At 35.6% G+C, this 24,732-nt stretch carries 24 protein-coding genes and 1 riboswitch; of the genes, 12 read left to right on the top strand and 12 right to left on the bottom strand.

Features of this window, described 5'->3' with window-relative positions:
• Positions 1 to 36: 36 nt before the first annotated feature.
• Positions 37 to 600, bottom strand: a complete 564-nt coding sequence (locus Q5760_RS17380; RefSeq protein ID WP_428908875.1) for a tyrosine-type recombinase/integrase — start codon at positions 598 to 600, stop codon at positions 37 to 39.
• A 221-nt stretch (positions 601 to 821) separates the two neighbouring features.
• Here Q5760_RS17380 and Q5760_RS17375 point away from each other — a divergent pair, with 221 nt between their 5' ends.
• Complete coding sequence (locus tag Q5760_RS17375; protein ID WP_428908874.1) at positions 822 to 4,472, top strand: dynamin family protein; 3,651 nt, start codon at positions 822 to 824, stop codon at positions 4,470 to 4,472.
• A gap of 101 nt (positions 4,473 to 4,573) precedes the next feature.
• The gene (locus Q5760_RS17370; protein WP_428908873.1) at positions 4,574 to 5,467 is read left to right on the top strand and encodes a 5'-3' exonuclease; all 894 of its coding nucleotides are present in this window, start codon (positions 4,574 to 4,576) and stop codon (positions 5,465 to 5,467) included.
• Positions 5,468 to 5,513: 46 nt separating this feature from the next.
• Here the strand turns inward: Q5760_RS17370 and Q5760_RS17365 are convergent, their stop codons facing one another.
• Complete coding sequence (locus tag Q5760_RS17365; RefSeq protein WP_428908872.1) at positions 5,514 to 6,797, bottom strand: NCS2 family permease; 1,284 nt, start codon at positions 6,795 to 6,797, stop codon at positions 5,514 to 5,516.
• Between the two features lie 48 nt (positions 6,798 to 6,845).
• Positions 6,846 to 6,944, bottom strand: a riboswitch (purine riboswitch).
• Between the two features lie 220 nt (positions 6,945 to 7,164).
• Positions 7,165 to 7,302, bottom strand: a complete 138-nt coding sequence (gene sspL, locus Q5760_RS17360; RefSeq protein ID WP_428908871.1) for a small, acid-soluble spore protein L — start codon at positions 7,300 to 7,302, stop codon at positions 7,165 to 7,167.
• A gap of 166 nt (positions 7,303 to 7,468) precedes the next feature.
• Between sspL and Q5760_RS17355 the strand changes: the two genes are divergently transcribed.
• The gene (locus Q5760_RS17355) at positions 7,469 to 7,738 is read left to right on the top strand and encodes a DUF6123 family protein (RefSeq protein WP_428908870.1); all 270 of its coding nucleotides are present in this window, start codon (positions 7,469 to 7,471) and stop codon (positions 7,736 to 7,738) included.
• 106 nt (positions 7,739 to 7,844) lie between these two features.
• Here the strand turns inward: Q5760_RS17355 and Q5760_RS17350 are convergent, their stop codons facing one another.
• Together Q5760_RS17350 and Q5760_RS17345 are read right to left on the bottom strand one after the other, a co-directional pair.
• The gene (locus tag Q5760_RS17350) at positions 7,845 to 8,783 is read right to left on the bottom strand and encodes a DMT family transporter (protein WP_428908869.1); all 939 of its coding nucleotides are present in this window, start codon (positions 8,781 to 8,783) and stop codon (positions 7,845 to 7,847) included.
• Positions 8,784 to 8,817: 34 nt separating this feature from the next.
• Complete coding sequence (locus Q5760_RS17345) at positions 8,818 to 9,207, bottom strand: reverse transcriptase-like protein (protein ID WP_428908868.1); 390 nt, start codon at positions 9,205 to 9,207, stop codon at positions 8,818 to 8,820.
• 170 nt (positions 9,208 to 9,377) lie between these two features.
• On the opposite strand from Q5760_RS17345, the gene Q5760_RS17340 reads away from it, so the two are divergent.
• Together Q5760_RS17340 and Q5760_RS17335 are read left to right on the top strand one after the other, a co-directional pair.
• Complete coding sequence (locus tag Q5760_RS17340; protein WP_428908867.1) at positions 9,378 to 10,034, top strand: ribonuclease H family protein; 657 nt, start codon at positions 9,378 to 9,380, stop codon at positions 10,032 to 10,034.
• 31 nt (positions 10,035 to 10,065) lie between these two features.
• Positions 10,066 to 10,245: a zinc-finger domain-containing protein gene (locus Q5760_RS17335; RefSeq protein WP_428908866.1), complete on the top strand. Its 180-nt coding sequence runs from the start codon at positions 10,066 to 10,068 to the stop codon at positions 10,243 to 10,245.
• A gap of 60 nt (positions 10,246 to 10,305) precedes the next feature.
• Here the strand turns inward: Q5760_RS17335 and cspD are convergent, their stop codons facing one another.
• A complete protein-coding gene (cspD, locus tag Q5760_RS17330; RefSeq protein ID WP_019155915.1) occupies positions 10,306 to 10,506 on the bottom strand; it encodes a cold-shock protein CspD in 201 nt (66 codons plus the stop codon).
• A gap of 327 nt (positions 10,507 to 10,833) precedes the next feature.
• On the opposite strand from cspD, the gene Q5760_RS17325 reads away from it, so the two are divergent.
• The 5 genes from Q5760_RS17325 to Q5760_RS17305 all read left to right on the top strand — a co-directional run bounded on the left by Q5760_RS17325 (position 10,834) and on the right by Q5760_RS17305 (position 17,521).
• A complete protein-coding gene (locus Q5760_RS17325) occupies positions 10,834 to 12,984 on the top strand; it encodes a DNA topoisomerase III (protein ID WP_428908865.1) in 2,151 nt (716 codons plus the stop codon).
• A 118-nt stretch (positions 12,985 to 13,102) separates the two neighbouring features.
• Positions 13,103 to 13,951, top strand: coding sequence for a MurR/RpiR family transcriptional regulator (locus tag Q5760_RS17320; protein ID WP_428908864.1), 849 nt, complete (start codon positions 13,103 to 13,105; stop codon positions 13,949 to 13,951).
• 159 nt (positions 13,952 to 14,110) lie between these two features.
• A complete protein-coding gene (gene murQ, locus Q5760_RS17315; protein WP_428908863.1) occupies positions 14,111 to 14,998 on the top strand; it encodes an N-acetylmuramic acid 6-phosphate etherase in 888 nt (295 codons plus the stop codon).
• A gap of 15 nt (positions 14,999 to 15,013) precedes the next feature.
• Positions 15,014 to 16,378 (top strand): PTS transporter subunit EIIC, encoded by a 1,365-nt coding sequence (locus tag Q5760_RS17310; RefSeq protein ID WP_428908862.1) that lies wholly within the window; start codon positions 15,014 to 15,016, stop codon positions 16,376 to 16,378.
• A gap of 66 nt (positions 16,379 to 16,444) precedes the next feature.
• Entirely contained in the window at positions 16,445 to 17,521 is a 1,077-nt protein-coding gene (locus tag Q5760_RS17305) for a DUF871 domain-containing protein (RefSeq protein WP_428908861.1), read from the top strand.
• Between the two features lie 62 nt (positions 17,522 to 17,583).
• On the opposite strand, the gene Q5760_RS17300 is transcribed toward Q5760_RS17305, so the two are convergent.
• Together Q5760_RS17300 and nagA are read right to left on the bottom strand one after the other, a co-directional pair.
• Entirely contained in the window at positions 17,584 to 18,312 is a 729-nt protein-coding gene (locus tag Q5760_RS17300; RefSeq protein WP_428908860.1) for a GntR family transcriptional regulator, read from the bottom strand.
• 145 nt (positions 18,313 to 18,457) lie between these two features.
• Positions 18,458 to 19,648: an N-acetylglucosamine-6-phosphate deacetylase gene (gene nagA / locus Q5760_RS17295; protein ID WP_428908859.1), complete on the bottom strand. Its 1,191-nt coding sequence runs from the start codon at positions 19,646 to 19,648 to the stop codon at positions 18,458 to 18,460.
• 207 nt (positions 19,649 to 19,855) lie between these two features.
• On the opposite strand from nagA, the gene Q5760_RS17290 reads away from it, so the two are divergent.
• Both Q5760_RS17290 and mntR read left to right on the top strand, forming a co-directional pair.
• Entirely contained in the window at positions 19,856 to 20,374 is a 519-nt protein-coding gene (locus tag Q5760_RS17290) for a PTS sugar transporter subunit IIA (protein WP_428908858.1), read from the top strand.
• Positions 20,375 to 20,483: 109 nt separating this feature from the next.
• Positions 20,484 to 20,909 (top strand): transcriptional regulator MntR, encoded by a 426-nt coding sequence (mntR, locus tag Q5760_RS17285; RefSeq protein WP_428908857.1) that lies wholly within the window; start codon positions 20,484 to 20,486, stop codon positions 20,907 to 20,909.
• A gap of 209 nt (positions 20,910 to 21,118) precedes the next feature.
• Here the strand turns inward: mntR and Q5760_RS17280 are convergent, their stop codons facing one another.
• The 4 genes from Q5760_RS17280 to metA form a co-directional block, all read right to left on the bottom strand.
• Positions 21,119 to 21,328 carry a DUF3892 domain-containing protein gene (locus Q5760_RS17280; RefSeq protein ID WP_428908856.1) on the bottom strand — a complete coding sequence of 70 codons (210 nt, stop codon included), beginning with the start codon at positions 21,326 to 21,328 and terminating at the stop codon, positions 21,119 to 21,121.
• Positions 21,329 to 21,428: 100 nt separating this feature from the next.
• A complete protein-coding gene (locus Q5760_RS17275) occupies positions 21,429 to 22,442 on the bottom strand; it encodes a metal-dependent hydrolase (RefSeq protein WP_428908855.1) in 1,014 nt (337 codons plus the stop codon).
• A complete protein-coding gene (locus Q5760_RS17270; protein WP_428908854.1) occupies positions 22,443 to 23,579 on the bottom strand; it encodes an MGDG synthase family glycosyltransferase in 1,137 nt (378 codons plus the stop codon).
• Positions 23,580 to 23,757: 178 nt separating this feature from the next.
• Complete coding sequence (gene metA / locus Q5760_RS17265) at positions 23,758 to 24,666, bottom strand: homoserine O-acetyltransferase MetA (RefSeq protein ID WP_428908853.1); 909 nt, start codon at positions 24,664 to 24,666, stop codon at positions 23,758 to 23,760.
• Positions 24,667 to 24,732: the final 66 nt, after the last annotated feature.

The following is a 24,732-nucleotide window of genomic DNA, read 5'->3' as shown; positions in this document are numbered from 1 at the left end:
TGGAACCTCCTGTGGAAAACATGGGAGGTTTCTTTTTTATAGATTCACATCGACTCGGATTAAATTCTCTTCATTCTTATTAATACCAATATAACGTAACGTTTCGGTAGGTGATTGATGATGAAGGATTTTCATAATAATAGAAACGGCAATTCCTTTTCGGTATGCATGATAGCCAAATGTCTTACGGAGTGTATGTGTCCCAATTCTTCCAGAAATACCCGCTAATTTTGCTGCCTGATTAATAATTCGATAGGCTTGTTGACGTGTAATCGGCAAATTATTTTTTTTAGACTTAAATAAATAGTCGGTGTCAATTAATTCAGAAAAAGCTAAGTAGTTTTCTAAAACCTGTTTAACTTGATGATTTAAATAAAATTCTTGTGTTTCTCCATTTCTTTTATTGGTTAAAATTAAAAAGTCTTTCATTTTTCCATCAGACCATACATCTTCTACTTTTAAATAAAGCAAATCATTTAAACTTATGCCTGTATTGATTCCTAAACTAAAAAGGAGTAAATCCCGATACGATTGCTTTTGCAAAATAAGCTTAATGGCATTGATTTGTTCAATATCCTTTATGGGATCTACATATTCCATTTGGAATATCCTCCTTTTCTTTAATGTAACATAAATACATTTTAACAAACTTTATGTAACATGACAACTTACAAGTTTTAATTTTTTTAAAAAATGGCAGAAATTGAACAAGAAATTTTATAAAAAAAATTTTTTTTGTCATACGGAGTTTTTAAAAGTAGGCAATATCTACAAAATCATTTAAAATATTTGTATATTGAAAAAACAAGGGGATAATGTTTATGGTTAAAGTCGATTTGCAACAAAATGCAGCAATCTTGAGGGGACAGATCGCTGCATTATATGAAATGTTCAGCAAGCATGAAAATAGTCAGAGTGCCCAGCGCGTGAAGGATCTTGCTATCAAACTAGAAAAACAGGAATATGCGATTGCCTTTTGTGGGCATTTTTCTGCTGGGAAATCAAGTATGATTAATACGTTAATGGGAGAGAACATTCTGCCATCGAGTCCTATTCCTACAAGTGCAAATTTAGTCAAAATTAAATCTGGGGATGATTATGCTAAGGTCTTTTTTAAGGAAGATACGCCACATGTTTACCCTGCACCATATGATTTTGAAAAAGTAAAATCGTATTGCAAAGATGGTGATCAAATTCAGTCCATTGAAATTAGTTATTCAAAAACAACAATTCCAAAAGATGTTCTCATTATGGATACTCCAGGAATTGACTCAACTGATGATGCCCATCGAATCGCCACGGAGTCGGCCTTACATTTAGCGGATCTTGTTTTTTATGTAATGGATTATAATCACGTCCAAAGTGAATTGAATTTCTTATTTACAAAGGAACTGACAGAGGCGGGTAAAGAGGTTTATTTAGTAATCAATCAAATTGATAAACACCGGGAAGAGGAGTTAAGTTTTAGAGATTTCCAAAATAGTGTTGTAGATTCCTTCGCTTCTTGGGGTGTTACCCCTGCAAGAAACTTCTATACTTCTTTAAAACAAGAGGATCATCCAAGTAATCAATTTTTATCTTTAAAACAATTTATTCAAGAAAAAATTAACCAACGACTTGAAACTTTACCAGATTCAATCTACCAGTCGCTAACCAAGTTATGTGAAGAACATAGCCATTTTCTAGCAGATCAAGATGAAGTTAAATTACAGGAGTTAAGAACGGTATTAGAGGAGCTTTCTGTAGAAGAGAGAAATAGACTCAATGCTAAAGTTGAAGATTTAAATCAAGAGCTTCACGGAATCCAACTGGAAATGCAACAAACTGAAAAGGAATTATATGAAAGAATTGATACATTATTAGATAGTGCTTATTTAATGCCATTTGAAACCCGTGATTTGGCACAAGCCTATTTAGCCTCAAGACAACCGGATTTTAAAGTTGGATTGCTTTTTGCAAAACAAAAAACGGAACAAGAACGTGATAAACGATTGGATCAATTTTTTATTGATTTTCAAGAAAAGGTTACCTCTCAAATTGATTGGCATATTAGAGAGTTATTCCAAACGTTACTAAAGGAAAATGAACTTCAAGATCAGCAATTGATTGCAGAGATTGGCAAGTTTAAGGTGATGTTTGATAAAGATTTACTTGTTTCTGAAGTTAAGTCAGGAGCCCGTTTAACAGGTGATTATGTGCTAAAGTATACAAATGATGTATCAGAAGCCATTAAAAGAAAGACGAAGGAACAAGTAAGATCGATTCAAGATGCTTATTTTGATTTATTTATGCAAAAGCAAAGTAAACGAATGAACACCATTAAAAGCCAGTTATCTTATTACATGAAATTTTTGCAAGCAGCAAAAGAAATAGAAAAGATGAGAGAAAAGCATGAAACGGTTTCAAATGAAATGAAACAATTACTGTTAGGTCAAATTAATTTTGAGTCTTATCAAGAAAAAGCGAGGGAATTAGCGTCTGAAGAAACTGTAGAAGTGCAAATTGTACATCATGATTTGTCAGTAGATGAGCCAGTAGAACCAATAAAGGAGAGAACCACACCTTCTTTTACTCATGAAGAGAATTCATATAAACATGATGTAAACGAGTTAATCTCTACATTGCGTTATAGTGCCCGTCAGGTTGAAAATGTCCCTGGATTTAAAAAGCTTTCGATAGAGCTAATCCAGAAAGCGGAAAGATTGCAAAATCAATCCTTTACGGTTGCGCTATTTGGTGCATTTAGTGCGGGGAAATCATCTTTTGCTAATGCATTAATTGGAGATCGTCTATTACCTGTTTCACCCAATCCGACTACAGCAGCCATCAATAAAATTATGCCTGTGGATGCCAACCACCCTCATGGAATGGTATTAGTGAAGCTGAAATCCTATGATACCTTAATGGTTGATGTAAACCGTTCTTTAGGGGCTTTTGATCGCAGTGCTGATTCGCTCGAACGTGCAAGTGAATCTGCTGTACAAATTTTATCTACAAATGTTCATGTAGATGCATATGAAAAGACTCATTTAGCCTTTTTGCAAGCTTTTGTAAAAGGAATTTCGGTGTATCAAAGTAGGTTAGGGGAAACGATAAAAACGAATTTAGAAGAGTTTTCTAGTTTTGTAGCAAATGAAGAAAAATCATGCTTAGTTGAATGGATTGAAGTCTATTATGATTGCGATTTAACGCGAAAAGGAATCACTCTTGTTGACACTCCTGGAGCTGATTCTATTAATGCCAGACATACAGGTGTAGCTTTTGAATATATTAAAAACTCTGATGCGATTCTTTTTGTCACGTATTATAATCATGCTTTTTCAAAAGCAGATCGTGAATTTTTAATTCAATTAGGAAGGGTTAAAGATACCTTTGCTCTCGACAAAATGTTCTTTATTGTCAATGCGATCGATTTAGCTAATAATGAGGCCGAAATGCATGCAGTCCTTGACTATGTTGAAGAACAATTAATTACGTACGGAATCCGTAAGCCTCATTTATATCCTGTATCAAGTATGATGGCCTTAAAAGAGAAACTTGCGCAAGTAAGCCCTGTTTCATCTAGAATGCAAACGTTTGAAGAATCATTTTATGCATTTATTGATCACGGCTTACGTGAAATTGCGATGAATTCAGCAAAAGCTGAGTTAGAGAGGATGATGAAACAACTGCAGAGCTTTATTGATTCAGCTGCTGCAGACGAGGAAACAAAAGAGAAAAAGAGAAGTCACTTGATGACTGAAAGGGATCTCGTTCTTGAGTTTATTAAAGACCAAAATGATTCAGTCCTCAAACAACGGCTATCTCAAGAATCTCAAGAGTTGGTCTATTATATTAAACAACGTGTATTCTTGCGTTTTGGGGACTTCTTAAAAGAATCCTTTAACCCAAGTTTGTTGAAGGACGATGGCAGGAACTTAAAGAAGGCTCTGCAAACCGCATTAGATAGCTTTCTAGAAGACTTTGGTTATGATTTTGCTCAGGAATTAAGGGCAACCGCATTACGATTAGAAGCTTTTATCGGTAAATTGAAAGTCGAGGCAGAACGTTCGATGGAAAGCAGTCTAAAAGAATGGAACAAGGAGCTGGTTTTAAGCCCATTAGAAATCGGGAGACTTGAGAGCATTGACTTTGATATCGCGTTTACATCTTTAGAATCATCCTATTTTAAAAAGGCAATGTCCTACTTTAAAAACCCTAAATCATTCTTTGAAAAAAATGAGCGTAAATATTTGGGTGATGAATTAGAGGCTATTCTTCAAGAACCAGCCGATCAATATTTAGCAAAGGGAAAAGGGGAGTTAGTTGAACATTATAGCAGTCAATTGGAAATCGTTTTTCGGGAGTTACAAAAGCATATTTTGACCGAAGTGGAAGAATATTACAAAGGTGCATTAGCATCTATTTCAAATGAATTTCCACTCGATGAATTAAAGACGATCCAACAAAATCTATTAGAGTGTAATAGCTAGAAACCATAGATTACCAAAACAACAGGTGATTCCCACTCCTTTACGGAACTATTAATGTTATAATAATGGTTATGTTAATAGTGAACTTGAGGAGTGAAAATATGGAACTTAAAACTAAACCATCGTTAATGTTGGTTGATGGAATGGCATTATTGTTCAGAGCGTTTTATGCTACAGCCGTTACAGGTCAATTCATGATTAATTCTAACGGGGTTCCGACTAATGCAGTGAACGGATTCGTGAAGCACTTTTTTACGGCGATATCTAGCTTTAGACCTACTCATGTTACCGTTTGTTGGGATATGGGCAGCCAAACATTTCGAAATGAATTATTCCCAGATTATAAGGCCAACCGTGGGGAGGCTCCAGTAGAGTTAATTCCACAATTTGATTTAGTCAAAGAGGTTGTTCAATCTTTCGATGTTCCTAATATTGGTGTTAAAGGCTTTGAAGCGGACGATTGTATTGGTACGATTGCTAAACAAGCCCAGAATGCAGCGAATGTATACATTTTAACTGGTGACCAAGATATTCTTCAGCTAATTGATGAACAAATATCTGTTATTCTGATGAAAAAGGGCTTTGGTAATTATCTTGTTCATAATAATGAAAGTTTTTTCCAAGAAAAAGGGATTTTACCAAATCAAATGATCGATCTTAAAGCTTTTATGGGTGATGCTAGTGATAATTATCCGGGTGTAAAAGGGATTGGTGAAAAAACGGCGTTAAAGCTTCTTCAGCAGTATGAACATGTTGATGGAGTAGTAGCTAATTTAAACCAATTGACAAAATCACAAAGAGCAAAAATCGAAGATGACCTTGAAATGCTATATTTAAGCCGTCAATTAGCTGAGATAAAATGCGATGTCCCTCTTCAGTTTGATTTAGATCAAGCAGCTTTTCAAGTAAATCGGAATAAAGTGCTTGAAAAATTTGATGAAGTGGGGATGAAGGGACTTCAACGCTTTATTGAAGTAGAACAAGAACTTGCATAATAATGAAAAAAACCCAATTTCAATGAGAAATTGGGTTTTTTGAGCATTAGGTAAAAAAGACTAACTGAACGATAAACAGAACAGCGAAAACATATAGAATAGGATGTACTTCTTTCGCCTTGCCACCTACAAGCTTGAGAATGGGATACGTTATAAATCCAACGGCAATTCCCGTTGAAATACTCGCTGTTAAAGGCATCGTTAAAATAACTAAGAAAGCTGGCAATGCCTCATCAAACGCCGACCAATTGATTTTGGCCAGTCCTCCCATCATATAACTTCCTACTATGATTAATGCTGGAGCCGTTATCGCTGAAAGGGATGAAATAGCAGCAACTAACGGCGAGAAAAACATCGCCACTAAGAATAGAATGGCTACCGTTAGAGTAGTCAATCCAGAGCGTCCACCAGCGGCTACTCCTGAAGAAGATTCAATATATGCAGTAGAGGGAGTTGTACCAATAGTTGCCCCAACTGTCGTTGCGAGAGCATCTGCAGTAAGTGCGGCTTTGGCTCTTGGTAATTTCCCGTTTTTCATCAAACCTGCCTGCTCTGTGACGCCAATAATGGTTCCGGTCGTATCAAAAAGAGTTACGAGCAAGAAGGCAAATACAACTCCGTATAATCCATTTGAGAAGACTCCGGTGATGTCTAAATCAAAAAATACAGGTTTGGGTGGAGCAGCGATAATTCCCTCAATTTGTAGCATTCCCATAAAATAACCAATAATCGCTGTCAAAAACATACCAATAAATAAGGCTCCGTTTATTTTGCGAGTTGTCAATATTAAGGTGATAAAAAGACCTATGATCGATAAGGTTGTAACAGGGTTACGTAAATCACCGAAAGCCACGTATGTTTCAGGATTTTGCACCACAATTCCAGACATTTTTAACCCTTGAAACGCAATAAAAAGACCGATTCCAGCTGTAATCCCATACTTTAATGGTGCAGGAATCGATTCGATAATCAATTCACGAAGGTTTGTAAAGGTTAATAATAGAAATAAAAGTCCAGCTAAAAAGACGGTGCCAAATACAACTTGATAAGTGACTCCATGCGTTGCTACAACACTTGCAAAGTATGCATTTACACCCATCCCTGGGGCGATTGCAATCGGATAATTAGCGAATAATGCCATAATCAGTGTGCCAATAACAGCTGCAATAATCGTTGCGATAAAAACTTGATTAAAAGGAACACCTGCAGCTGAAAGAATGGCTGGGTTGACAACAATAATATAGGCCATTGTTAAAAACGTTGTGAAACCAGCAATAATCTCTGTTTTTACATTGGTTCCTAATTTGTTTAAATGAAATAATCGTTCCATATTTCCTCCTTGTTTCTAAAAATAAAAAAATCCTAACTACAAATGGGTAAACTTAATTTCCCCATTCGTAGTTAGGAAATACCGGATCCTAGTAGAAACTCTCAGACCATATTACTGAGATATACGAATATCTGATTAATAATTATACTGTGTCCGTTGATAATAGTATATGAAATATAATTGTTCGTCAATCATAATTGTTCGTTTATTTAGTGGATGTTGGTAAGCTGATGATTAAAAAGAAGAAAAAAATACAATAAAGACGAACGAAGACAAAAGGAAACGTCGTTTTAAGAAAGAAATGCTGAGGGTGTATTTATGGAGATAAAAGTCCCCCAACGCTCATGAAATTGGAGGACAGGTAAAGTCATTTTGTATTTTTCTTCTTTGCTGCATTTTCAAGTTTTGTTTTAGGCTCTTCTGCAAATTCAGCATCTTGACCGTATCCTTGAGGATTGACACCAGGGGCTTTTGTACCACGGTTCTTTGAACTCTTATTACCCATCTCTTTCACCTCCACATGTTAGTATTTCCGCTAAGAATAAATTCACTCTTATTTAGATGCATGAATAAAAAGATTTAATTGATATTTTTTGAAAAAAGGATAGAAATTTGTCGATAAATCTAGTAAGATGGAGAAAGTGAAAAAATAGGGAAGGAATGGAAATGCTTTGAAAACAGTAGCACAGTATATCGACTTTCTAGATAGTAAAGGATTTCATTTGAAAGACGATGCGATTGGTTTTATCCATTTTGGAAAGCAATATACAAATGCATCCGATGAATTAACGAACACGGCGATTGAATTAACGATAAAGGCTCAAAAAGAGTTTGATGGAAGTTTCTATCTTTCATTATTAGAAACGTTAGTAAGAGGTAAAGTTAAAACTCGTGGTGCAGCTATACGCTATGTGAAAGACTATGAACTAATAGCGATCTAGTACTACCCTTATTTGCTCTAATAACATAACGACTTAGCTTCATGCATGATTTATAGAAAAAGAAAAGAAGTTGATACCTTTGGGGAGGTTTTCAACTTCTTTTCTTTTACATTGCACTTTTTTTGCTATCTTTTGGATCCTGTTTGAATCGAAATGATAATCTTTTAACTGGCAACTCAGCAAAGATCATACCTGCAAAAATGAGAACGCAGCCTACGATTGCACTATAGGATAATCGATCATTGGCCCCAATATAACCTGTAATGGCAGCAAAAACTGGCTCCATCGCGAATATTAAGGCCACTCTAGTAGAAGTTGTAAATTTTTGTACAGCTGTTTGGGCTAAAAAGGCGAGGGCTGTAGCAAACACAGATGTAATGAATAATGCCACGATCACTTCATTGTCAAAAATGATGCTAGGCTCCAATGCAAGCTGCCAATCTTCAAACAAAAACGCGCCGATTATAGATAAAATAGTGACCGTTGCAATTTGGACAATCGTTAATAATAAGGTAGGGAATTTTGAACTATATTTACCTGTATAGACAATTTGAAGTGCAAATCCAATTGCACAAATAAACACGAGTCCGTCTCCGACGTTTAGGGAAACGGAGTCGGTCATTGTAAGTAAGTACAGTCCAATCGTTGCGATTAAAATGCCAAGCACGGCTCCTTTGCTTGGTTTATACTTAAATAATATAAAAGATAATAACGGCACTAATACAACGCTTAATCCAGTAATAAATCCTGCCTTGGATGAGGTTGTGAATAATAATCCAAGAGTTTGCGTAGCATAACCGACAAATAACCAAAATCCGATTAATATTCCAGCTATAATCAGTTTGTAACTACATGTTTTTAGCTGGTTACGCTGGAAAATAAGCAACCAGCTTAATAATAAGATGGTCGCAATACTAAATCTAACCGCATTAAAGGTGATTGGTTCCAAAAAGGCAATGGCATTTTGAACGACAACGAAAGTAGTTCCCCAAATGAGAGCAACGAATAATAAAGTAATATCTGCTAGTAAAGATGTCTTGCGCAAAATAATCAACCAAACCTTTCAAATTCTGTTATTTTTACTGTGCACGTTGAATAGCCTTCCTTGCTAATTCATCAGCATTTTTATTTTCACTGCTAGGGATCCATTTTAAAAAGAATAAATCAAATTGTTGACTCAAGGTTAAAGCTTTTTCGAGAAGTGGTTTGTACTGATTGTTTTTTACAAATTCCTTTTCAACAGAGCGGTTAACTAATTCAGAATCCGTTCGAAAAGAAACGATTTTAAATTCGTTTTTAAGGCATATTTCCAGGGCGAGGATAAATGCATGAAATTCAGCTTCATGATTGCTCATAGAAGCCAATGGAATCGAAAACCCTTCAGCCTTCCCGTTTCCTTTTATAAAAATACCTGCACCACTTGGTCCAGGATTTCCTGCGCTTGCACCGTCAAAATACACTTCTATCATGAAGGTCCTCCAGAAGAAATAGAATATTTATGATATTACTAGCATTTAGTCAATGAAAAAAGTATAAACTAAATATCATAATCGTGAAAGTCTTAAATACTAAAAATGAGTGTTACATAAGATTTATTCAAGCGTTTGCTTAGATTTACAATGGAAAGGTGTAGATCAAGATGAAATATAAAATAGAATGGGCCTATAAAATAAAAGGGCAAGATTCGATTAATTTCACTTCTGATTGGATTGATCAAGAAAAGGCTATTTTGGTTGGAGACGATATTGAGAAAACAGGGAAATCGACGGGGTTAACATTTTATGATGAAATGGGGCAGACATGGAATTTAAAAGAAATGAAAAAATTGATTGCTGAAGTGGAAGAGGAACCACATGATGTCATGGTCTATTTTGATGGTGGCTTTTACGCTGAAACGAATCAAGCAGGGTTAGGAATTGTTGTCTATTATAGACAGGGTAAAAAGAAATATCGTTTACGTGCAAATGAGTTAATTGACCAAATGGAAACGAATAATGAGGCAGAATATGCTGCTTTACATTATGCTTTAAATATTTTAGAAGAGATTGGGGTCCACCATGTTCCATGTGATATAAAAGGAGATTCCCAAGTAGTATTAAAACAGCTTGAAGGAGAATGGCCTTGCTATGAAGAAAATTTAAACAAGTGGTTAGATCGAATTGAAGAGAAAATCAAAAAATTAGGTTTGAAACCTAGATATCAGCCTATACCAAGAAATGAAAATAAAGAAGCAGATAAACTTGCCGACCAAGCATTGGAAGGGAAAGCCATACATAGTAAAATGCAATTATTGTAAGCAAATAGCGAGCATTAGGGATGGTGAAAGGATGAATCGAAAGGAAATTTTTCAAGAAATGGAAGCAATCATGGATTATTATTGTCAAGATTGCTTCCTTTATAAAAATAATCGTAAAGAAAACGGAAGAAATTATGCACATAAATTTTGTATCACAAAATGTACGGTAGGGGAAAAAATAAAAGATTATGGAAAAAAACTATTACCATAGAAATAAAGAGGCTACCTTTAAAAAGGTAGCCTCGAAAGTTTCATTTATGATTATGAATAATTACAGTTTAACTACGTTGGAAGCTTGTGGTCCGCGGTTTCCTTCAACGATTTCAAAAGAAACTTCTTGGCCTTCTTCTAAAGATTTGAATCCATCGCCTTGGATTGCTGTGAAGTGTACGAATACATCGTCTCCACCTTCAACTTCGATAAAACCAAAGCCTTTTTCATTGTTAAACCATTTTACTTTACCGTTTTGCATGTTTACTTTTCCTCCTAAGCCTTTCAAGACACATGTGCGTCTAAAAAAATAAATATTATCATTGCACAAAATATAAATAGACCAAAGGTAGTGCTAGTGGAAATATATTCTGTTAAATGATGTCTATAATATACATGAAGAAACGCTTTCAGTCAAGGTTCTAAAAGGGAAAAAGCGGTAAGGAAATTAAGACAAAATTCGTCAAAAATTAAAAAAGCCATTTTACAGAGTCGGAATAATCATATAATTTTTATCATCATCTTTTTTGGACTGCTTCGTGTATAATGGAGGTTGGATCAACTAATACAATCAATGAGGAGTACGGCTATGAAGCTTATTATTGCGGAAAAACCTGACCAAGGGATGACGCTCGCTTCCATTTTTAAAATAAAGAAATTCCAAGGATATTTAGAAATTCTACCAAATGATTTATTTCCGGACGGGGCATATGTGACATGGGCAGTTGGACATGTCTGCCAGCTAGTTGCTCCTGAGAAATATGACTCTGCTTGGAAGAGGTGGTCTCTAGATACGCTGCCGATGATTCCTGATCAATTTCAATATGAAATCTCAAAGGATAAGGCTAAACAATTTGCCATCATAAAAAATCTTATATCAAATCCACAAGTTTCAGAAATTATTCATGCGGGCGATGCTGGAAGAGAAGGAGAGTTAATTGTACGGAATATCATTCGACTAACAAAAGCGCGCCAACCTATGAAAAGACTGTGGATTTCCTCCTTAACCCCCAAATCGATTAAAGAAGGTTTTCAATCTCTATTAAATGAATCCGATACAAGAAACCTTTATTTTGAGGCCTATACAAGGGCATGTGCAGATTGGGTAGTGGGCATGAATGCCTCAAGACTCTACAGCCTGTTACTACAACAAAGGGGTTTTTCAGATGTATTCTCCGTTGGCCGTGTTCAAACGCCTACACTTGCCCTTATTGTGAAAAGAGAACGAGAGATACAAAAATTTGTTTCAGAACCTTTTTGGGAAGTACAAGCAGAGTTTAAAATCGAAGGGAAGAAGTATAAAGGGAAATGGGAGCAAGACGGTGAATCTAGAATAAAGCAAAAGGAATTGGCTGAGAAAATTGCTCAATTTTGTGAACAAAAACCAGCCGAAGTGACAGAAGTATCTGCAGAAAAAAAGGACTACTTACCACCATTATTGTACAATCTATCAGCTCTTCAGGCCGATGCAAACCGAATATTTAAATTTCCACCGAAAAAAACGTTAGATGTGCTACAGAAACTCTATCAAAAGGGGATTGTATCCTATCCAAGGTCGGACTCAAGGTATGTGACAGAGGGTGAAGCGGAGATGTTTCCAGAGATTTTACGGAAGATCTCTGCGATTCCACAATATGGAAATTTCTTCCCGTTGCCAATGGATTCTCTTCAAAAGAACAAACGCTACGTCGATGCTAAAAAAGTAACGGATCACTATGCGATAATCCCTACGGAACAAGTTCCTAATGTTGCGTCATTAAGTGCGGATGAGCAAAAACTTTATGATTTAGTGGTGAAAAGTTTAATTGCAGCCCATTATGATAAATCAATCATTGAATATACAACGGTGACTACAATAGTTGATGGCAGAGCTATGTTTCTTTCAAAAGGAAAGGTTGTTCTGCAGGAAGGGTGGAGAAAAGTAATTCCAGCTTCTGAAAAGGACAAAGATGCTGTTTTACCAAATTTAATCACAGGGGAAACAGGAACCGTCCTAAAAACAACCGTTAAAGAAAGTAAAACGCAACCGCCTAAGCGATATACGGAAGGTCAGTTAATTACATTAATGAAGACGGCTGGAAAGCATATAGAAGATAAAGAGTTGGAGAAAGTATTAATGAAAACAGAGGGCCTTGGGACAGAAGCAACCCGGGCCGGCATCCTTACGATGTTAAAGGATCGAAAATATATTGAAATCAAGAAGAACCTTGTGTACGCCACTGCAAAAGCGCATATTTTAATAGATGCAGTTGGGAATGAACTATTGGCATCTGCGGAAATGACGGCAAAATGGGAACAGCGTTTAAAAGAGATCTCAGAGGGAGCTGCATCACCTAAGGCATTTATGGATAATACCAATAAAATGATTTCTCATCTTATTTCAGTAACGGTTCAAGATTCGGACAAATGGGTATTCGATGAGGAAGTACAAGAATCATTTGTCCCAAGAGAATTTAAGAAGAACACACCTACAAAGCTAGGGACTTGTAAATTATGCGGTGGATCTATCGTTGACAAAGGAAATTTCTACGGATGCTCCAATTATCAAAAAACAGGCTGTCGATTTACTATGTCAAAAAAGATTAAAGGGAAGTCGATTACACAGAAACAAATGAAAAAGCTGCTTAAAGAAGGAGAAACAGATATAATTGAGGGATTCCATGGAAAAGAGGATAAAGAATTTGCGGCAAAAATTAAATGGGATGATAAGGAACAACGAATTCAATTTGTGTTTTCATAACTTTAGAGCCGAAATATATGACAAGTTACATGCAATTTAGGTAAAATAAAAGTGAAATTAAATTTCATGAAATATACATTGTTTAATCGTATAAGATTTTCCTGTTGGAGGCTAAATAATGAGTTCGCTGCTATTAAGAATAGAGCAAAATTTACCTAGATTGTCTGAGGCTGAAAAGAAAATAGGAGAGTATGTCCTAAAGCATTCAGAATTAGTTCCAAATATGACAACAAAGGATTTGTCCAAAAATAGTGGTGTTAGCGAGTCTAGTATTGTTCGATTCTGCAAATCGATAGGAATAGGGAGTTATAAATCATTCAAGCTAGAGTTAGTAAAGGATCTAGCATTAACGGATGTAGATTTAACTGACTTTTCCATTCTTCAAAAAAAAGATGAACCCTACGATTTGTTTCAAAAGGTGACTTATGTTAATAAGTCTGCCATTGAAGCGATCCCAGCTTCTTTAGATCGAAAGGAATTCGAAAATGCAGTAGATACCTTAATAAAAGCCAAGAAAATTATATTTTACGGAGTGGGTGGTTCCTCAACGGCGGCATTTGATGGATATTATAAATTTGCCAAATTAGGGTATCAATGCACAAAAGAACATGATTTCCATTTTCTGTTATCGATGCTCCCTTTTTTAAGCACGACCGATGTTTTTGTCGCAATAAGTATGTCTGGAAAAACGAAAGATGTATTAGAATTGGTAAAAGTGGCTAAAAAGCGTGGTATTAACGTTATTGCCATAACGAATATTGATAAGTCCCCTTTATATAAGGAGGCTGATATTCGTTTATGTACACCGATTGTAGAGCACGATTATCGAGTTGGGAGTATCTCTTCAAAAATGACTCAATTAACCATTATTGATGCTTTGTATTTAAGTGTTTTTCATTATAAAGGTGAAACAATTATTAATCAGTTTCATGATGCAAGGGATGAAGTCATGCGATTACGCAGGTAACAGTACAGTGGAAAATGGTTAAAACAAAGTAATGTGTTTTAACCATTTTTTTGATGAATATGAAATTAAATTTCACGTTTTTTATAAAAAATACTTGATTTTATATTTCTCTATTATAAAATAAAGGTGTGAAAGATAATTTCAAAAGAGGGTGAATACATGCTAGAAAAGTTAACTACAGAATTAAGAAACCCAAATAGCACAGATCTAGATACAAAATCAATAAATGAGATTTTGAACGTAATGAATAACGAGGATAAATCAGTTCCATTAGCAGTTGAACAAGAAATTCAACAAATTGAAAGCGCTGTAAAGTACGCCATTGATTCCTTTTTGCAGGGTGGAAGATTAATCTATATTGGTGCTGGTACAAGCGGAAGACTTGGTATTTTAGATGCATCTGAATGCCCTCCTACATTTGGTGTTGATCCAAAAATGGTACAAGGTATTATGGCGGGAGGTTTGAAAGCGATTACAGATGCAGTTGAAGGAGCTGAAGATGATGAACTTCAGGGAGGTAATGATCTAAAATCCATTTCATTAACGGATAAAGATACGGTTGTTGGAATTGCGGCAAGTGGAAGAACTCCATATGTAATTGGTGCATTACGATATGCAAAAAGCATTGGAGCCAAAACAGTTAGCCTTAGCAATAATAAACATTCTGTTATAGGAGAAATCGCGGATGTGGCGATTGAAGTGGTAACAGGAGCAGAAGTGGTAACGGGATCAACTAGATTAAAAGCTGGAACAGCACAAAAACTAGTGTTAAATATGATTTCGACGACATCCATGATTGGGATGGGGAAAGTTTACGAGAACTTAATGGTAGATGTGCAGCCGACAAATGAAAAATTAGTAGAAAGATCGAAAAAAATCATTATGGAGGCAACAGGGGTTCATTACGAAGCTGCTTCCGATTATTTTGAAAAGGCGAACAGAAAAGTAAAAGTAGCCATTGTCATGATTTTAATGAATTGTGATTATGAAAAGGCAATAGAGAGACTAGAGAAATCAAACGGATTTATTCGCAAAACAAATAAGTAATTGGGAGGGAGTACAATGAAAAAAGAGGAAAAATTAGCTAGAGACATATTAGACCAGATTGGTGGCGGAGAAAATATCCGTTCATTTACCCACTGCATGACAAGAGTTCGTTTAAACCTTAAAAATAATGGAAAGGCGGACGTTAAAACCATTAAAGAGATTGATGGTGTTATAGGGGTAATTGAAGATGATACCTTACAAATTGTTGTAGGACCCGGCACTGTAAATAAAGTGTCTGATCACATTACACGAATAACAGGTGTAAAAATGGGTGAGGTGATCGATGAGAATGAAGACAATATAGCCAAATTAACAAAGGATGGAATTAAAAAGAAAAATAACACTCCTTTAAAAAATGTATTAAGAAAGATTGGTAGTATCTTTATTCCGCTCATTCCGGGATTAGTTGCGTCAGGTATTATTAATGGAAGTGCAGGATTCTTGAAAAATGCTGGTGTAGCCCCAGATCTTGTCTGGATGCAGATTCTTACACTTCTTGGCGGCAGTATCTTTGGTTATTTAGCCCTTGTAGTTGGTTGGAATACAGCGAAGGAATTTGGAGGAACACCGGTTTTAGGTGCAATTGCCGGTATTATTACGATGCACCCTGGTCTAGCGGATATCGTGTTATTTGGCAGTAATTTAGTTCCTGGACGCGGTGGATTAATTGGAGCTATGTTTGCTGCTTGGTTAATGGTTGTATTTGAGAAACAATACAGAAAAATTGTACCAAATGTTGTTGATATTATTATTACTCCTTTATTAACGGTTTTAACGGTAGGACTTTTAACGATTGTAGCAGTTCAACCGTTAGCGGGTTTACTTTCTGACGGAATAACATCTGGAATTCATTGGGTTTTAAGTGTTGGTGGCGGTTTTGCAGGAGCAATTCTTGCGGGATTCTTCTTACCACTTGTTATGGTAGGTCTACACCACGGATTAACACCAATCCATATGGAATTAATTAATTCAGTTGGTTCTACTGCCTTGCTTCCAATTTTAGCAATGGCTGGTGCTGGTCAAGTCGGTGCCTCTATTGCCATTCTTGTCAAAACAAAAAACAAACGTCTTCGTAATTTAATTAAAGGTGGGCTTCCAACAGGATTCTTAGGAATTGGCGAACCATTATTATACGGGGTAACATTACCACTGGGCAAACCTTTCGTTACCGCATGTTTAGGTGCTGCAGTAGGTGGAGCTTTTCAAGCGATTATGAAAACAGCTGCAGGCGGTATTGGGGTTTCTGGGATCCCGTTAATTCCACTAATTGTAGACAATAAATACATTGTCTATTTCTTAGGACTTCTCATCACATACGCAGCAGGATTCCTATTTACTTATCTTTTCGGATTTAAAGATGAAATGGCAGAAAACCTATAAAGTGAAACAAAAGGGGGGATGAACAATCTCCCTTTTGTTATCAAAAAGATGAAAGGAGAGATATATATGTTAGGATTTTCTATTTTTCTCACAAATGCTTTAACAGATAAACAAATACAATATATAGACAAGATGAGTAAATGTGGTTTCAAAAGTATTTTCACATCACTTCATATTCCAGAAGAGGATCCGTCTGTTTATAAAGAACGACTTAAAGAGTTAGGCGGGCTGGCTAAAACATACAACCTAGAATTAATGGCTGATATTTCCCCCAAATCATTAGGTCATTTAGGGTTTAACTGGGAAAATGCTGAAGGGTTGCTTCATTGGGGAGTAACAGGGTTAAGGGTTGATTACGGTGTGTCAGAAAGAACAATTGCCCAATTGTCGCACAAGATGAAGATTGCCCTTAATGCAAGTACATTGACGAAAGAGAGTATCATAAATTTAAAGCAATATGGAATAAATACGGAAATGATAGAAGCCTGGCATAATTATTATCCTCGACCTGAAACAGGTCTTGGTCTAGAAAATTTTAACGAAATAAATAGGTGGTTGAAAGAAGAGGGTCTTTCAATCATGGCTTTTATTCCAGGTGATGGTGAAAAAAGAGGTCCTCTTTATCAAGGATTACCGACATTAGAAGATCATCGGGACCAAACTTCTTTCGCAGCTTACTTAGACCTCCAAGACAATCCCTGGGTTGATAAGGTTTTAATTGGCGACCCCTCTCTTAGTCATAAGTCATTAGAACAATTTCTTTCCTATCAAAATGGGATTTTCCAACTTAGATCATTTTGTTTAACAAAGGATCTTTCATTAAAAGAACAATTCTCGGATGTACAAACCAATCGTCAGGATGAGGCACGCGATGTGATTCGCTCAGCAGAATCAAGATTGTATGGATTACCTGGCAATCATTCTATTTGTGCGAATAACACCGTTGAACGATCTATTGGATCCATCACAATTGATAATGAACAATATGGACGCTACCAAGGAGAAATGCAAATTACAAAAGTCTCTTTAAAAGCTGATGAAAAAGTCAATGTCATCGGAAAAGTAATTGATGAAGATCTACCACTCTTAAACTATATAAAAGGTGGGGATAAATTCCAGATTAAATGGGTGGATGTGCAGTAGATCAAAAGTGGGACATAAAAAAGTACTCCTAGAGACTTGAGGAGTACTTTTATTGCTTACATTTAGTTTTTACGTCTCAATTGGATCGCAAATTTATAACGATCAGCTCGGTAAGTAGATTTTACGAGTTCTACAGGCGTGCCATCTTGTAAAAAAGTATTTCTTTGGATTAGCATAATAGGAGCACCTGGTTTAATTTCCAACATTTTTGCCTCTGTTTCATTTGCAACTGACGATTCAATTGTTTGAGTAGCGTGTTCAATCTTTAAACCCAGTTGTTCTTCCATATAAGCATAAATGGATTGATTCACAATATCTTCTGTGAATCCTTTAATCAAATTAGCAGATATGTAGTTCGTTTCTAATGCCATTGGAACATGATCGGCTAGGCGAATTCTTTTTATTTCATATACAGGACCATACTCACTTATACGGAGCATTTTTGCTATTTGCTCGGTAGCTGGAATAATTTCAAAATGTAAAAGGTGACTTCCAGGTTTTAATCCTCTAGCTGTCATATCCTCTGTGAAACTAGTTAATCCCGGCAAGGTTTGTTCAATTTTGTGTTCAGAAATAAAGGTTCCTTTTCCTCGAATTCGATAGATGTAGCCATCATTTTCAAGTTGGGTTAATGCCTGTCTGACAGTCATTCTACTTATATGGTATTTCTCAGCAAATTCTCTTTCAGAAGGAAGGGCATCGCCTGGTTGTAAATCACCATTAGCGATTTGTTTTTGTATACGTTCTACGATTTGATAATAAATCGGAATAGGAGAGTTTTTCTTTATCATCTATATTCACCCGTTTTTATATTTAAAGATAGCCTATTTAATGAGTAGTATCCTATTAATAAACAGTTCCTTTTCATCATGCAGATTCGTCTGCGATGATTGTAACTTATGGATATTTCCTTAATATACTTTGACATGGTTCATCCTATTTCTCCCTTTGCCTAAAAGCTATTTTTCCACGACAAATGGTCATAGTCACCTTATTATGCTCATCCAACAATACAATATCTGCATCTTTACCGGTTGCAATCGTTCCTTTTCGGTCGATTATATTCAATTGTTTGGCAGGATTCACTGAGGCCATTTCAATAATATCTTCGAGCGTGCAGTCTGTGAAATGTAACATATTTTTTATGCCATCTCCTAGTTTAAGGATGCTTCCTGCAAGTGTTCCCCCCTCTAACAAGGCTTTGCCATCTTTAACCGTTACGGACTGCCCTCCAAGATCGTAAATTCCACTTTTTAAACATTTTGCCCTCATTGCATCTGTAATGAGAATGATTCCGTGTTTTCCTTTTTGTTGAAAAGCTAGCTTGACCATTTCAGGTCGAACATGAACTCCATCCACAATCATCTCTGCCTTAATTTCGTTGTGCAATAAGGCAGCTCCAACAACTCCTGGCTCACGATGGTGTAAACCGCGCATTTGATTAAATAAATGGGTTACCTGATTTGCTCCAGCGTTTATCGCTTCAACCATTTCCTCATAAGTCGCATCAGAATGGCCTACAGAGGCTATAATGCCATTTTCTTTCAGATGTTTTACAAACTCTATACCACCAGGTCGTTCTGGAGCCAATGTCACGACTTTGATGGTGTTTTTGGCTAATGTATTCCAACTTTTAAATTGTTCAATATTTGAATCGATAATAAAATCAGCGGGTTGTGCGCCTGCTCTCACTTTATTCACAAAAGGTCCCTCAAGGTGGATACCAAGAATTTCAGCTTGTCCTGGTTGTTGAGGTTGGCTTATATAATCCCCGGCATTGATAATTGCTTTTTCAATCGCATCGAGGCTTTGAGTGATTGTTGTAGCTAAAAAGCTGGTTGTTCCTTCTTTAGGTAGGGCTAGTGCCATTGTATGTAATGAATCGGTTGTAGCATCCATTACATCAGCGCCATTTACACCATGAATATGGTTATCGATAAAACCAGGAACAGCTTTATAGGTAGTAGCACACTCGATAACCTCATAGTCATCTATATGAGTTAAATGGTCTAAATGACCGTATTCAACTATTTTCTGGTTTTTTATTTTTATATACCCGTTTTTTAGTAGGTGATCTTCAGCATAGATTTGCATTCCTTTTAGCAAAATAGGACTAATTGTATTCATTTAAATCCAACCTTTCTGTTGTTAAGCATATAGTAACACGCATAAAGTATAGTTGTCTAGACCAGTTAATTGTGGTCTAATAGTAGATAGAAAGTATTCTTAATAAAATAAATGAGCTAAAATTAATATGTGGTATAGACAACTAGCCTTTGCTAATGATATTTTGTAACCATATACTTAGTTTTGCTCAAAAGGAGATATAATACTATGTTTGGATTTTTTAAAAAGAAAAATAAAAAAGTAAACCAACCGAATAAAAATACTAGTCAAAGTGGTCCGGATTTTGTTATGCCAATAGATGGAGAAATTATTCCGATTACAGATATTGAAGATCCGGTATTCTCTCAGAAAATGATGGGAGATGGTTTTGGGATCATACCCGAAAATGGGTCAGTTGTTTCACCTGTTGATGGGGAAATTGTCAACGTGTTTCAAACTAAACATGCCATTGGAATAAAATCGAATCAAGGAAGCGAGATTCTTATTCATGTTGGTTTAGATACGGTAAATTTAAAGGGGAAAGGTTTTACTGTACTTGTGACAGATGGAGATAAAGTTAGTAAAGGACAAGAAATCTTAAAGTTTGATTTAGAATTTATTAAGGAAAATGCCCCCTCTTCTGTAGTCCCTGTTGTTTTTACTGACAATACAAAAATTAATTTAATAAGGACAGGTCATACAAAGCAGGGGGAGAGTAATATACTATCTTTTGAATCAAATCAATAGATATCTTGTGGCGTAAATCATCTTGTTTCACTTTCTCTTCTATAGTAATATTTATATATATAGAAGAATTTGGACATAATAAAGCGTTTGTAGAAGTGGAGGGAAACAGGTGCCAACACCAAGTATGGAAGATTATATAGAACAAATCTATATTTTAATTGAACAAAAAGGATACGCAAGAGTATCAGATATTGCGGAAAACTTGTCTGTTCATCCCTCTTCAGTAACTAAAATGGTTCAAAAATTAGATAAAGATAAGTACTTAGTTTACGAAAAATATAGAGGACTATCACTGACCCCAAAGGGAAAGAAAATAGGGCAACGTTTAGTTTATCGACATGAACTATTAGAGCAATTCTTAAGAGTAATTGGAGTAAAAGAAGAGCTGATTTATGAAGATGTAGAAGGCATTGAACATCACCTAAGTTGGGATTCAATTGATCGAATTGTTGATTTAGTACAGTTTTTCGAAGAAGATGAAACTCGTATCGATGAATTAAAAAAGATTCAACAGCGAAATATTGAACAACAGTAATTAGAAATGCGATAAAAAAATCCACCTTTCATTTTGTGATAGGTGGATTTTTTTCTTTGGCTATGTTAAAGGGTGTGTTGATTTTTGACCACTATTGATTTTCGTTCCCTGCACGAAGACTCCTGCTGGAGAAGCGAGGCACAGGTCGCCCGCGGAAAGCGAAGTGACGGGAACGAAAATCAACATTCAAGTTTAACAGAGCCTTTTCTTTAAAAAACAGGAAATTCATTAAAGTTAGAGTGTGAGCTGGGTGAAAGGAATGCACCATGATGTCCTTCTTCAAGTGATACCCCTTGAATCATACCTTCTTCTACCTCTTGGATGGCTTTACGATAAGAAATAACTCTTCCGCCGGATGTTTGAAAACTGATAATATCCCCGAAATGATTTCTTTGCACCGCAATTAACTGTTCGACCATTAAACTCCCTCTTTCATTTGTTCTGTTACTATATTTTAGTCAACATTATCTTGGTTCATTCGAAAAAAACTAAAAAGAGGGGAGTAAAATCATTTCATCATTAATAATTGATCTCTGACCATTTTTTATTGATATCCGTCCTTTTTAAATGTTTAATCACTTTTCTTAATTGTTTTAATGAGTAGAGCCAACCGGAATAGGCCGAATAAATTTCCTTTCCATCTGCAGAAACATATAGAATCGAAGAATAAGGAAAAAATTTTTTTTGGCGAAATCTTAAGTCTTTCCAGATAATAAAATACCCTTTTTTTCTTTTTTCTACAAAAGGAAAGGCAAAGTTTGTGCTTGATAGGAAGTCATGAACGAGTGGATGTTTCGTACTCTTTTTAATTAAATCAGGATATTCTAAAATCTTTGATGAAACATGTTCGACTGTAAAGGCGTTAAGAAAATACGATCCAAATAAAAAGTCTTCTTTTGTCTCGATTAAGATACCCCAATGAAGTGGGGATGTTTTTGGAATGAGTTTGATTCTTGTGGCTTGTTGAAAATGGTTTTTCAATTGTTGTTTAATCCATTGTTGATAGCAGAAACGGAATAAGATATAAATACAAATAATAAGATAGACGATTAAAAATACGATTCCGGTATTAAAAAAGATCGTACAAAAAAATCCCCCTAAATGTAAAATCATGATAAAGGTATCGAATAATGGAATGGTGTCAAAAGAAATCCAAGATTTATTGAAAGGTAAAAGGATTTGAGTTCCGTGGACATTCAATAAATCGGTTAAGACATGGACAATCACTGATATAAATGTCCACCAAAATACATGGAAGAAGGAAATGCTAGGGAAAAAGGCGATGATCGTTAATGAGATGAGAATTGCCCATATAGGTAAAATTGGTAATGAATGTGAATAAGAGCGGTGATTCTTAATATAGCTGCTCTGTCCTTTTAATTTATACAAGATATCAAAATCTGGAGCATTTGAACCAATTACTGTACCAAGTAAAACAGCTTGTGTTAAGACAGGATTTTCGCTGATAACAGGATCGATTTGGGCCAAAGAGGCCAAACCAATCCCCATGATAATATGTGTAGAAGTATCCATTTAGTTTCCCCCTTTTGACATCATTGGTTTTAGACTTTGATGTAAAATATGGTCAATAATGATAGTGGAAGCGTTTGGATAATATAGATTACGAAGGTTAAGTTTCATGTTTGTTGCAATGCTTGGTGTTTCAATGATTTGCTTAGTTATTTTAATGGTTTCAGTTGAAGAGTAAGTAATATAAGCAGCCTGATGTTTTTTGAAATAGTGAGCATTTTCCAATTCCTGACCAGGAATAGGTCGATACAGGATCATCGGAATATGTAAGGCACAAGCCTCTGTGAGAGTAATTCCACCCGGTTTTGTAATTAAACAAGATGAAATAGAAAATAATTCATGGATTTTTTCTACATATGAATACAACCGGAGAGTATTCTGATCGTTCTTTGTTAACGAAAATAATTTAGTATATAAATCTTTATTTTTACCGCAGATAATAATGATTTGAATGTTTTCCATTTCTAGAAGTCCGGTTGCTAATTCTTTTACCCCTTTTAAGACGCCATAAGCACCAGCAAAAATGGTAATGATCGGCTTTGATTCGTCAAGATTATATTTTTGATAAAGTGTAAGGTGATTCACGTCTTTTTCAAAATCTCTTCTTATCGGAATTCCACTAACGGTAATTCTCTTTTCATCTACGCCTAATTGCATCACTGCATTTTTAACTTCATCGCTTGCAACAAAGTAATGGTCAATAAGAGAGTTTATCCAGTAAGGATGAACACAGTAGTCTGTAATGACTGTATAGACGGGTATTGAAAGTCTGCCTTTTTTAACAAGTGCTGGTGCAACATGGATTGGAAAGGTTGTTACGATAAATGAAGGCTTGTATTGTTGAATCAGATGAAGCAATCTTTTTTTTCCTAAGTATTGGGAAAATTGTATGAGCCCTTTATGATTTAGTTTGTTTGTACCATAATAAAACCACTTATAAAATGTTTGCCCGTAAATATAGCTTTTAATTAATAATTGCTGGGTCATTTGACTAAAAGAAGGATAGGATTCTTCAAATAAGTCTGAAATGATAATAGAATATCCCCTTTTATTTAGTTCGTTTGCTAATACCTGTGCTGCTTGCATATGACCGCTGCCGTATTTAGCGGTTAAAATCAAAACAGTTGGTTTTTCATTCACAATCGAGAATCCCCCTTGTGTATGCTAAAGATAAGGTAAAAGCAATATAGACGGATGAATATAAACGATGATTACTTCAATCATAACAATGGAATGTTAGGGGAATATGAAGGGACAAGCAAGTTTTGTAAAGATATATTAAATAAATAAAAAAAAGCTTGGTAGTACCAAGCTGTTCTTAATCCCAATCATATGGCGTGGCTTGATATACATAGTAATTAAGCCAGTTTGAAAAAAGTAAGTGGGCATGTGAGCGCCAACGATTAAGAGGTTGATTTTCTGGATTATCATTTGGAAAATAATTTTCTGGAATCTCTATATCTAACCCTTTATTACAATCACGAGCGTATTCTTCAGCTAATGTTTGAGCTTCATATTCTAGATGTCCAGTTATCATAATCTGCTTACCGCCGTCAGCACACATGATAAATGGTCCAGCTTGAGGTGAAACCGATAGAATTTTAATCTCAGGATGTTTCTCTAATTCTTCCATTGCGACATCTGTATTTCTTGAATGTGGTGCAAGGAATACATCATCAAAACCACGTAATAACTTTTCGGAATGGTCGTTGATGATATGTGAGTATATTCCAGAACACTTTTTAGGGAGTTCAAATTTATTAATATCGAAATGATAATACAATGCGGCTTGAGCACCCCAGCAAATGTGTAGTGTTGAAGTCACATTTGTTTTTGTCCAATTCATAATCGAGACTAACTCGTCCCAATACTCAACTTCTTCGAACGCCATCATTTCAACAGGAGCCCCAGTAATAATCATCCCGTCATATTTCCGATGCTTGATCTCAGAAAAAGTTGTATAAAACTGTTCTAAGTGATGCGCACTGGTCGTTTTCGCTTCATATGTCGCTGTTTTTAAGAATGATATATTTACTTGTAGGGGAGTATTTCCCAATAATCTAAGTATGTGAGTCTCCGTTTTTTCCTTCTCAGGCATTAAATTCAGAATGACAATATTTAATGGACGGATGTCCTGCTGGCTGGCACGCTCTTCATCCATGATAAATATATTTTCTTTTTCAAGTATTTCTCGTGCCGGAAGTAATTTGGGTAGTTTAATAGGCAAAAGAACATCCCCCTTTTCCTTTTTTTCAATAAATCCATTATAATAACCTTTATGAGTTGGTGCAAA

It is taken from the genome of Niallia sp. Kr1 (genome assembly GCF_050389805.1).
GTDB lineage: Bacteria > Bacillota > Bacilli > Bacillales > Cytobacillaceae > Bacillus_BD.
The sequence above is the reverse complement of the archived record's forward strand: the minus strand, read 5'-3'. Positions and strand labels throughout refer to the sequence as shown.